This window comes from Paraburkholderia caledonica NBRC 102488 (genome assembly GCF_000685095.1).
GTDB classification, from domain to species: domain Bacteria; phylum Pseudomonadota; class Gammaproteobacteria; order Burkholderiales; family Burkholderiaceae; genus Paraburkholderia; species Paraburkholderia caledonica.
Map to the genome: position 1 here is coordinate 1 of NZ_BAYE01000048.1, position 10594 is coordinate 10594.

Consider the following 10594-nt stretch of genomic DNA (forward strand, 5'->3'; position numbering starts at 1 on the left):
TGTTTCAGCCATTGAGGTGTCTCACCTTCCCCGCTCCAGGTATCGCCACCCGCGCTACGGTAGCGACCCGTATCCGGTCCCGCAGGCCTGGTCGTCAGGAAAGAAACAAGGTCATCCGGGCTGATGCCGAAGTCATCCATGCGGTGGCGCAGATACGCAATCATGCTGTCCCGTTTCCGTTCGTCCATCAGGCATTCCTGTAAAGTATTTTGCCGATGCTTCTCTCACCGCACTTACAGGCGGCAAGGTGCAGTATGAAACCGCGCCTGTGTGCGGGCATGTACTGCATGTCGAGCTAGCCTTCCGGACCGAGAATAAGGTCGATTGACGCCTGCCCCGCAATCCGCGACAAGGTAAGCCCACCGACGTGAATACGGGTCCACGAACCTGGATCAGTGTGCCAAACGCGGCTGTCCCGCATTGCGGGAGCCACGGCTCGAACATGTCTTTCGATGTGGGCCGCAGCTCCATGTAAATCTCGAGGCCGCGATAGCTCACGGTTCTCTGCATGACGCACTCTCCTTTGCCTCCGCGGCTGCGCGCTCGATAACCCTTTACAGACGCTGCACAGCCGCCGCGTAGGACTTCGCCGCTTCCTTCAGTTGCCCGGCCGCGGCCTGTACGGGCACCGGCAGCTCGTTCAGCGCGAGCAGGGTGTCCGCACCGTCGAGCCGCCTGCAAAGCTCAATGACGAGATCCATTACACTGGCGTCACCTACCCGCCGGCGATTGCTTTGTCTGGAGCTCACCACGGAGCAGTCGACGAGGCGATTGATCCTGCGGAAGTAAGCCTGCGCAGCTATGCGATGCCTCGCATACAGCGAGGCAACATTTGTCTTTGAAAGACAGTCTTTAACCACCCCGGCATTCATGTCGAAATGAAGCTGCAGCGCGTCGGCGGCGTCCGCCCGATGAAAACATGCCACCTGATCAAGCAGCGTCTCGCTGTCCCGGTCGATGAGATCGATCCAGACCTCACCGTCTTCGGGGATCTGGCCGGCACGATAAATCACCCGCCCGTCCTCGTTTGCGCAGGCGAGCATCCGGTGTCCGTCAACGTCATCAACCGGCATCTCGAACACCTCCACCAGTTCTCCGCTCACTGCGACCTGCATGACCAATAAAGCCATCTCTGCTCCTCGATGGGAATGACGGGAATACCGCTGCGCAGATCAGGCGATCCGACCTGGCGATATGAGCGCATGCGAGGGAGATGAGGCGTGAGCCTCACATCCTCGCGTTGTTCAGTACGACGTTTCACGACAATCTAGTTGACGTGGGTACCGGGTCTTCGTCATTCGGACACTGAAACTCCGGCGATACGGCGACACGCATACGACAGGGACCAGATTCTGATCGGACCGGCGAGCGCCAGGCCAGGCAGCGCCGCTCATGCGGTGCACGCCATGCCGGCTTAACCGCGGCTATCGACCCAGCCGCGTGCCCATACTGCAGCGTGCCCCAAGGCCTGCATTTCGCTATCAAAATAGTCGAGCGCATCAAACTGGTAAGAAACCGGCTCAGCACTGAGGGCGTCACCTTTGGTGAGCAGCAGATTTGCAGCAAACCAGCCGTCAGGTAAGCGGTGAGCGGACGGCGAGACTGAATAACCGTTGTAATGGTGGATGTGTTTATTCTTTTGCATAAGCGATAACCGACCGCACGACATCAGATCGTACAGGCTGTATAAATTGAAAAACGGGGCGAGACGGATCGTGTCGAAAGAAAAATGACGCGCACGTTGAAACGCGGCGATCAGATCGGGAGCGCAGGGGCTCCGCGAGGATGCTGGTCAGGCTGACAAAGCTAAGGGCCGGCAGGCCGGCCCCTGAAATACGTTACTGCGGCGAGATATTCGCGGCCTGCATACCCTTCGGCCCGCGCTTGGTCTCGTAGCTCACCTTCTGGTTTTCGGCGAGCGTCTTGAAGCCATCGCCCCGAACTTCCGAGAAGTGAGCGAACAGATCGTCGCCGCCAGCGTCCGGAGTAATGAAGCCAAAGCCTTTGCTATCGTTGAACCACTTGACAGTACCGGTATCCATGAGAATACCCTGAAATAAAAATAACAGATCCGGTGCGGAGCGACAAAAATTTCAAGACGGGCCGCTTTATGGTGCGGCGGTCGGTCTCGATCTTCCCAGTCGGCGAGGAGCAGACAACCCTAATGCATTCTTGCGCAGCGGAAACGCGCTCCTTGAAGCCCCAGGCTTCAAGGAACGCTACCGGCGGGGATCGTGCAGCAACCTCCACGCCGGCAGCGGTTCATACGCCCTCAATGCGTAGTGATGACATGAATCCCGCCATTCGGGAAAGCCGCGACCCCTGGCTGGAAGGGCACGTACACCTGACCCGAGGCGCCATCCACCGCGACCGAATGTACACCGTTGCCGACCGCCAGCTTGTCGATGATAGTGCGCGTCGACGCGTCGACTGTGCCGAGTATCGGCGTGAAGCCGGAGGCGGCCGCGATGCCGGTCGCGGTCTCATGACGAGCCGGGAGAAAATAGCGGTTCGACACCGCGTCGTACGCGACCTGATCGACTCCGCCGAATGGAATGTTCGCAAGCGTGGCGCCCGTCGTCCGATCGAGGATCAACGTGATAAGCGGCTTGCCGGCGGCCGGATCGCAGCCCACCAGCATGTCGTTGTTCGGACCGAGTTCGAGTCCCGTTGGCCCGCATGCGCCAAGCGGGAACACTTTGCTCACCGCCGGTACGCCTGCGACCACCGTATTCGCGGCAATCACGTTCACCTCACCTGCCGGATTGGTCGGCGTGCCGTCGTTGTTGACGATGAAGCTCTTCGACTTGGAGTCGTACACGCAGGCCTCGAGGCCGGACGACGTAGTGAACCTATACGTCGCGACGATCGAGTTCGTCTTCGTCGAAATGAAAGTCGCAATCGGAGGCGTCTCCCCCGGACTCGAAAACATCACCAGGTTATCGTCCGGGTCGTAGCAGCCTTCGTCGACGCGATGCGGGGCCGTGTTGAGTGGCGGGACTGCGATGGTGCTGACGACTTTCTGCTGGGCGACGTCTATGACCTTGATCGAGTTGACATCGCCGGCATAGAGGGTGTTCGTGCCGGGGATGCCGACGAGTCCGTCAGGGCCGGCAACATCGGTGTTCGCATTAAAGCCGGTGAAGGCGGTGGGGCCACTGCCCTTGATCTGCGCGATGAGCGTGTTGCTCTTCGTGTCGACCACGTCGACCGCCGCGTTGTTCCGGTCAGCAAGGTAGTACTTGCCGCTATCGGCGTAGCTGATGTCGAAACTGAACGGCGGGCTGGCCGAATTGGGTACCGCGATGGCAGTCTTGATGGTCGGCGAAGTGGAGGTGTTGTCCGAGCTTCCACCGCACGCGGTGAGCAGAACAGATGCGCCAAGCGTTAACGCGAACCAAAGCTGTCCTTTCATTGTCGTCTCCGGAATAGGTCCGCATGTTCGGCCAGGAACGTGGACCAGTTTTAGTTGCAAGGTTGCGAGACCGCGCCACGAATGGACGTGGCCTCCACAAGCACAATAAGACGAGCAATGCGTAAAGTCGAAGACGTAATCTTGCTACGGCGAAAAAAGTGTGCCGTTTGACGTGCCAAGCGGACTATTTCATTGCCATTCAAACAGTTATGCAATTACCTTCGAATTAGTAGGCTCAGACGATACTTTTTATTTGCAATCCGGCATGTCCGCTGCCTGCCTAAGCCGACGGCTGCGCGTCGCAAGGCGAATGTCTATACAGGGTGGGGCTCCGTCAGCCCGCTCTTCAATGTCATCGCCGGAAAGCGACCAGGGAATCTCGCGGCCCAGGGGGCGGACAGTCGTCAGCGCGTACTTCCGACCCGGTGCAGACAGTCATCATCCCGCGAACTGTGGGGCGCGTCTCGGAATGCAGCGGACATTCGCAAGATGAGATCGTCGGCGAATTCCCGCCCGAAGTTCGATTGGGTCGCCCGAGCACAGTGGGCCGGCATCTCCGCTGCGCTATCGACGAGTATCAACCAGATGTCGCTATAGCTACCCGAAAATTTTTCGATAGACGTGGCCGCGCGATGTTCGTCGGCATACGCGGACCGACGAGGAAACTCTAGTAAGCCGTCAGTGAAAGTTCGCGATGAAACTGCGTAGTAACAGTCGTATGTGAAAGTAAGTACGAAAAAATACGGCGCACGCATTGGGCTATGTTATCTCTTCATGCGACTAGCCAAATTTCTTACAAAATAATGAATAACTTCGATTCGTCTATCGAAACATATCTTTCCAACGTACACTTCGGTCATTTCGCGACCCAATCCATAGAATCCATCGCCGACCTTTACACCTTCAAAGGCCTCGTACTCATTCCCGTGCTGTGGTGGATGTGGTTTCAGCAGGACGAGAGGCGCGAATGGCGCCGAGAAATGGTTCTCGCGACGCTTCTCAGTGGCGTCGTGGCGCTCTTCGTCGGAAGACTGCTGACTCACTGGTTGCCGTTCAGAGTGCGCCCTATCTATAGCGCTGAACTGCATCTGCACTTCGCAGGTAGCGCTATCAAGGACGCCCTCCTATCCAGTTGGAGTTCCTTCCCAAGCGATCACGCGATGCTATGGATGGGGGTCGCCACCGGGATCCTCCTCGTGTGGCGGGGCATCGGTGTGCTGGCGATTACCTACACCGTGCTGTTCATTTGCGTTCCGCGCGCCTACCTGGGCTTTCACTACCCAACCGATTTGCTGGTGGGCGCCGCCTTGGGAATCGGAATCGTCTATGTCATGACGCGAGATGCGATCCGCGTGCGCTACGCAACTCCGGCGCTGCGATGGATCGAACGCTACCCGGGGCCGTCAGCGATGCTGGCCTTTATTCTGTGCCTCGAACTCGTTACGCAGTTCGACGAACTGCGCAAGCTGGCGAGCGCTGTGCTCAAACATCTATGAACCACGCATTGCCGTGCGGCGCTGGGAGCGTGTTCGGCGGCGCCGCCGCCCGGGCGAGTGATTCTATTGAAGCCAAGGTTCATCGACGCGACCCGCGGCGTTGTGATCGAAACGGCCGCTCAGCAAGCCGAGCAGTCGCGCGAATGTCCATGTTAGGCCTCTACACGCGTTCAGGGCTCGTACTGATCCCCTGACGGGCGGCCAATGCAACGCTGCTGCGCATGGCGTGGAACAACTGGGCAAAAAGTAGACAGGCTTGAACCCTGTTCTCCGCCGCATCTGACGATCCGGTGTGCTTTAACTAGCGCCTACGGCATAACGACATGCCTGATTCAGTGTGTCGGGCTAATTCCGTCTCTGGACCGACCAGAATGGGGGATGTCAGCAAGAACATCAGGTGATGCCATCAGTGACTTTCAGGCTGATAGCCATCCCAATCCAACGCTGAGGTCAAACGCCGGATAGTGAGACGGCCCATTGGCGAACCAAGCAACATCTCCAACGCATGAAATGCGTCCGCTTTGTCAATGTGCAGTTATTTTCGGTGTGCACGGGCGCGCCGCCCGACGCTCGCTGCCAGGCGCGACACGCGGTTGGCGAGCAGGCAATAAAGCGCAGCGACTGGATGTCCGTTGAGACCACGTTGGGTCGACAAGGGAAGTTCGTGTCGAGTTCGGGCAAGTAGCTCATGGGCGCCAGGCAAACTTCCGGGTTTGGCCACATCCCGCCTTTCACGTGCGCCGTCGGTCGGACGTTCAGGGATCGGTTCTGCAGGATACAGCGGACGTTGCACTGATGATGCTCTTCTACTTGTCCGCTGTTGCCGCTCTGACCACACTGGAGCATGTGCGCTGGGGCTATTCCGGCCGCTAAGGTCGCGCGACCGACTTTCATTGCTAGAAGCGGTAAAGCACGGAGGCCATGCCGTTAAGGTCGAACCGGCGCTCGGTAATTGGACTGCCTGCGGCGTAACGCTCGAGGCGTCCCACAGCGGCCTCGATGCTGGCCGACCAGTGCGGACTGATTTTGTAACTCGCGTTCACGTTGAAGTGAATATCGCGCAAGCCGGAACCGGTATCGTAGCGCGGCAATCCTGATGCCGCGCTTTCCTGCGACGTAATGCCGAATAAGGTCTGCGTATACGTCGCGTTGGCCCAAGTGAGGCCCGGACCCACCGAAATGAGCCACTTACCGATCGGCGCCGATACAAATAAATCGGCCGTCGCCGTCAGACCTTGTCCTGTTCCCGCGATGTCCTGATAGGCCGCCACCGCTCCGGTGAACGCCCACACCGTGTAATCGCCGAAGAGCCGCAGCTTCGGTCCATAGTGCACATCGGGCAAGCCCTTCAGCCGCGCATCATCCGACGACGATCGCGACTGGAAGTCGAAGCTGACCGACATACCGAGGTGATAGTTCTCTCCCTGCAACACGTTGACGCCGAGCACATCGGGACCCTGTGAGAAAACACGGTCCTTCCATGAAATGTCCTGAACGGGGAACGGAAGCACCTGAAGCTGCGAGGAGCCAGGGTACTTGGGGAATACATACATGCCCGGCCCGACCGAGATCTTCCAATCGCTGTCGGCGTGCGGTTCATCGGCGTATGCGACGCCCATTGTGCAACACGCGCTTGCCGCTGCGAGCGCCAGGCACCGACGTCCAAAAGAGGTGATGTCGAGCCTCATGCTTTCCTCGCCACGGCGGCCAACTGTCTCAGGCGCCGCGCGAGCGCCCTTGATATGACTGGCGTTGAATTGTTGCAGGACGCCGACGCCGCAGCACTTTCGCGCAGGAAAAGCGCGCATTCCCGCGCGACGACCTCGCGTTCGTTGTCGGATGTGATCATGTGGTACGAGTCGTCGAGCCAGATAGTGCGAAGAAACGACGCCCCGACGTTCGCTACGACGTAGCGCGCGTTATGCGGACTGGACGTCTCATCGTCAATCGCGTGAATGATGAGGCAGTCGGCGCTTATGCTCTTCAGCTTCCTGCGTACCGAATTTGCAAGCCGGCTCGCTTCGTGAAGCGCTGGCATCGCAATGGACGCGGGCCCGACTTCACTGATTCCGTCCCTCTGCATCACGCGTGCAATCTTCGAGCGCAACGCCTCGTTGCGCAGGCCATAGGGTTCGTGCTCCCGATAACGGTAACGCGAGCGCAATGGTGTGTAATAGGCGTAGTTGAGCAGAAATCGATAACAGGGTATCGCCCAGCCGTCATAGCTGAGTGTGATCGACAACAGCACCAACGCGCGCGCGCTCGGGCGCTGTTGAGCGACGGCGGCGGCCAGCGTCGCGCCCATGGACAGGCCACACACCGAAACATGCCGGTGTCGCGCTGCGAGCGTATCAAATTCGGCGACGGCTGCGCTGATCCACTGCTCCATTGGTACGTGTCCGGTGCCGGCGCTGTAGCCACGAAGTTCTGGCGTGTGAGTCACGAAGCCTTCCTCGACGAGCGCGCGCGAGAGGAACCGCAATTCCGCCGGAGAACTTGAAAGGCCGTGCAAAATGAGTACCGCGTGATCGCAGCCCGGAGCAGCCGGAAATTGAGAGGTGTTCATGGTCAGTCCTCCGCCCGAAGGATCAGAAATTCGCCAGACGGGGTAATGAAGCGTTCGCACACACATTCGACTGAGCGCCAACCGTGCCCACTCGATAGAAAACGCATGCGGTAGTGACCAGGCACCAGGCGGTTGTTCAGACGCGCGAGATCGTCCTGATGCACTTGCGAATGCCTGGCGCCGTAAGCGATACCCGTAGTAAACGATTCGTCGTCGATGACTCTCGCAGCCGAAGAGGTCGCCGCCGTCGCGACGAAGCTTCCGGGCGGCGCGCTCGTTGCCGGATCGAGCGCCTTGATGAGAATGAGCGATCGGTTGTGCTGCGCGATGTGATGCAGCATGCGATGCATTTCATCCGTAGCGCGACGCGCGAGCAGGCGCTCGTTATCGCCACGCAGCAGCATTTCATATCGCGAGTGCGCCACCGATGCCAGCAGTTCGGCGCGATACTGCGCGCGTCTCAAGCGCTCGACCAGGGTGATGACAACAATCGTAATGATCGTGTACGAGAGCAGCAGTCGGATATCCGACGCATCGATGATGTCGATGCGTCCGTAGGGCGGGACGAACAGGTAATCCGCGAGACACAGTCCCGCCAGCATCACGCCGAGTGCGGGTGCGAGGCCGCAGTAATACTCTACGAGCACGGCGGCGATAAGGAAGGCAGTGCCCGGCATGATCGGGCCGAGCAGCGGGTGAAGTATCGATCGGATGGCGGCGGCGGTAAAAAGTGCTGCCGCCGCTATGATCCACCGCTTGCGGCCGCGCGTAGCCCACCGTCGAGAATTCTTGACTTTCATTCGTTTTACACGACGAGGTGTATACAACCTTAAAACGGTGATTGTGCCAGACACTTTAATGACGGTACCCCCTATTCAGGCGAGGTTTGGACAGGACGGACCTTCCGTAAGCGAAATGTGAGCAAACGCGGCATGGAGATTGGCGCACCGAGCCGGCAGATTGTCCTCATACTGGCGCCGAAGTTAATGAAGTCCACCGCGCGAGACACGGCGTGCGCTTGCTTAACTACACCTTATGCTTCGCTCTCGCCGCCTACCTAAGTGCGGCGCTGGCGTTGTATTTGATGCAGGACCGCATACTGCTTCCATCCACGCCCGACACAGCCGATCTGCGCACGGTCACGGACCCGGGCAACGACATTGACGTGTGGAAAGCGCAAAGCGTGTACGCGGGTTATGTCGTCACACCAACGGAGCGCGAACCCCGCGGCACGTTTATCGTCTATCACGGCAACGAGGAGTCGGCGGAGGCCAAGTTGCCGCTCGCCCATGTATTCGTGCGCGCCGGATATCGCGTCATCATTGTCGAGTATCCGGGGCACGGCAAGCGACGAGGCAAGCGCACCATGAAGGCGGCGGCCGTTGCATCGCGTGACGCCTTGTCGGCCGTGCTCTCGCAATGGCGCGGCCCGGTCTATCTGGTGGGCGAATCGCTTGGCGCGGGCATGGCATCGCAAGTGGTCAAAGGCAACGAGTCGGCGATCGCCGGCGTCGTGCTTATTACGCCGTGGGACTCGCTTGCCGATGTGGCCGCTGAGAAGTATCCGATTTTCCCGGTGCGGTGGCTGCTGCATGACAGCTTTGATTCAGTCGCCGCCGTATCGCGTTACGACGGGCCGCTGGTCATCGTCGGCGCGCGGCGGGACGAGTTGATTCCAGTCACGCATGCACGACGTTTCGCGAGCGAACATGGTCGCGCCCGGCTCATGCTGTTGCCCAACGCCGATCACGACGGTTGGTTCGGCGTCATGACGCCGCAGGACTGGGGACGCATTCTGCAATGGCTTAATGCCGTATGACGCGAAACCCAGCCGGAAAGCCGGTACCTTGCGAGGCTTCCGCTGTTGGAGTTCGCTAATTCTGCTAGCGCTGTCCATTCGAGCGCTAATGCTGTCCATTAATTCGGCTAGCGCGGCTTTACCATCGAAACCCGACCGCATCGTCCGAAGCGACTGACTAGACCCAGCGTGACACTCCGCTTGCCGGCATCCACAAGAAATGTTGAAGGGCGCCCACGCAACACCCATAGTGCCATATTACAAGGCGTATTTTATCTGCGCACCGAGACGGGCACCGTCTGGGGATCAAAGAATTTACCTCCGGTATTGCGCATATTTTGCAGCTTCTTAGCATATTCCTATGCACTCCTCTGCATCTGTGCCAGCCGAATTAAAGGGCATGTCGAACGCGCTAGCAAAGGCTAGTATGACCTGCCTGAGGTGAAGGCTGACCTGCCGTGTAGGATATGACGCGGGTTTGTTGAGATGCCGATAAACTCGTCGCCGTTTCGGATAGCAAGCTCCGCTGCATCGTTCAGGATTGTCGAAATGGCGCCCGTCAGACCACCGCTCAATTCCAGCACGTACTGGACGATTTCGCGTCGTGAGACGTAAAGCGAAGTAAATTCATCACCAAAAACGAAGTAAATCTATGGTCCGCCCCAGATTTGCAACTCCCAGCTTGAGGTCAGGTTGGCTTGCTCAAATCTATACGGCGTCGTTGGTTAGGGCTGAGCCCCGCGCCATGATGAAGTTCGCGCCTGCAGCTCCCATAAAGTCGCGCGGCTTTCTAAGCCTCATTACTTCCCGGGTTTTTCCGCAGGCCGGTGTGCCGTTCCGGTCATCAGTGTCAGGCGTCGCAAAAGCCGAGGTGTTGATGGGTCTCCTAGAAAGGTTCAGGCCGGCAAGGCCACAGGTCCTGCGTTAAAGCTCGTGTGTCGGGCGACTATCGCCCATGCGATTCGGGCCAGCTTGTTGGCCACCGCGCACGCCACGACGTTCGAATGACGCCGGCTGGCCAGCACGCGGGCCCATTCCGCGAGGGGCCCGGTTCGCCTGTCCAGAAAGCGCATGTATGCCCGGGCGCACTGCACAAGAAGACTTCGGATATGGCTATCGCCACGTCGACTGATCCCGAGAAGGTTGGATTTTCCGCCGGTACTGTACTGACGGGGCACAAGACCAAGCGAAGTTGCAAAGTCTCGACCGCATCTGAACTGTGTGCCGTCGCCGATCTCAGAGGCAAGCATACTCGCAGTGATTGGTCCGATCCCCGGAATGCCCATCAGTCTCTGCCCCGCGTCGTCATCAGCAAGCTG

Annotated in this window: 11 protein-coding genes; 2 read left to right on the forward strand and 9 right to left on the reverse strand. The window is 59.0% G+C overall.

Going from position 1 to position 10594, the window contains the following annotated elements:
- From BCA01S_RS33975 to BCA01S_RS33990, 5 genes are all read right to left on the reverse strand, one after another.
- Positions 1-188: H-NS histone family protein (locus BCA01S_RS33975; protein ID WP_027780654.1), on the reverse strand; the 188-nt coding region annotated here is incomplete at its 3' end.
- 366 nt (positions 189-554) lie between these two features.
- A complete protein-coding gene (locus BCA01S_RS33980) occupies positions 555-1130 on the reverse strand; it encodes a hypothetical protein (RefSeq protein WP_027780655.1) in 576 nt (191 codons plus the stop codon).
- A gap of 284 nt (positions 1131-1414) precedes the next feature.
- Complete coding sequence (locus tag BCA01S_RS37780; RefSeq protein ID WP_084167107.1) at positions 1415-1645, reverse strand: hypothetical protein; 231 nt, start codon at positions 1643-1645, stop codon at positions 1415-1417.
- 193 nt (positions 1646-1838) lie between these two features.
- Positions 1839-2042, reverse strand: coding sequence for a cold-shock protein (locus BCA01S_RS33985; protein WP_025527573.1), 204 nt, complete (start codon positions 2040-2042; stop codon positions 1839-1841).
- Between the two features lie 230 nt (positions 2043-2272).
- Positions 2273-3415, reverse strand: coding sequence for a YncE family protein (locus tag BCA01S_RS33990; RefSeq protein ID WP_027780656.1), 1143 nt, complete (start codon positions 3413-3415; stop codon positions 2273-2275).
- An 803-nt stretch (positions 3416-4218) separates the two neighbouring features.
- On the opposite strand from BCA01S_RS33990, the gene BCA01S_RS33995 reads away from it, so the two are divergent.
- Complete coding sequence (locus tag BCA01S_RS33995) at positions 4219-4911, forward strand: phosphatase PAP2 family protein (protein ID WP_027780657.1); 693 nt, start codon at positions 4219-4221, stop codon at positions 4909-4911.
- A gap of 896 nt (positions 4912-5807) precedes the next feature.
- On the opposite strand, the gene BCA01S_RS34005 is transcribed toward BCA01S_RS33995, so the two are convergent.
- Genes BCA01S_RS34005 through BCA01S_RS34015 form a run of 3 tightly spaced genes read right to left on the reverse strand, consistent with a single transcriptional unit; the run spans position 5808 to position 8277 of the window.
- The gene (locus BCA01S_RS34005; RefSeq protein ID WP_027780659.1) at positions 5808-6599 is read right to left on the reverse strand and encodes a MipA/OmpV family protein; all 792 of its coding nucleotides are present in this window, start codon (positions 6597-6599) and stop codon (positions 5808-5810) included.
- Complete coding sequence (locus BCA01S_RS34010) at positions 6596-7477, reverse strand: alpha/beta hydrolase (RefSeq protein WP_027780660.1); 882 nt, start codon at positions 7475-7477, stop codon at positions 6596-6598. The genes BCA01S_RS34005 and BCA01S_RS34010 overlap by 4 nt, the downstream gene beginning before the upstream one ends.
- A gap of 2 nt (positions 7478-7479) precedes the next feature.
- Entirely contained in the window at positions 7480-8277 is a 798-nt protein-coding gene (locus BCA01S_RS34015) for a DUF4118 domain-containing protein (RefSeq protein WP_027780661.1), read from the reverse strand.
- Positions 8278-8561: 284 nt separating this feature from the next.
- Here BCA01S_RS34015 and BCA01S_RS34020 point away from each other — a divergent pair, with 284 nt between their 5' ends.
- On the forward strand, positions 8562-9296 hold the full coding sequence (locus tag BCA01S_RS34020) for an alpha/beta hydrolase (protein ID WP_042320487.1): 735 nt from the start codon (positions 8562-8564) through the stop codon (positions 9294-9296).
- An 875-nt stretch (positions 9297-10171) separates the two neighbouring features.
- Here the strand turns inward: BCA01S_RS34020 and BCA01S_RS37795 are convergent.
- A partial coding sequence (locus tag BCA01S_RS37795; RefSeq protein WP_027780663.1) for an IS110 family RNA-guided transposase occupies positions 10172-10594 on the reverse strand: 423 nt, incomplete at its 5' end.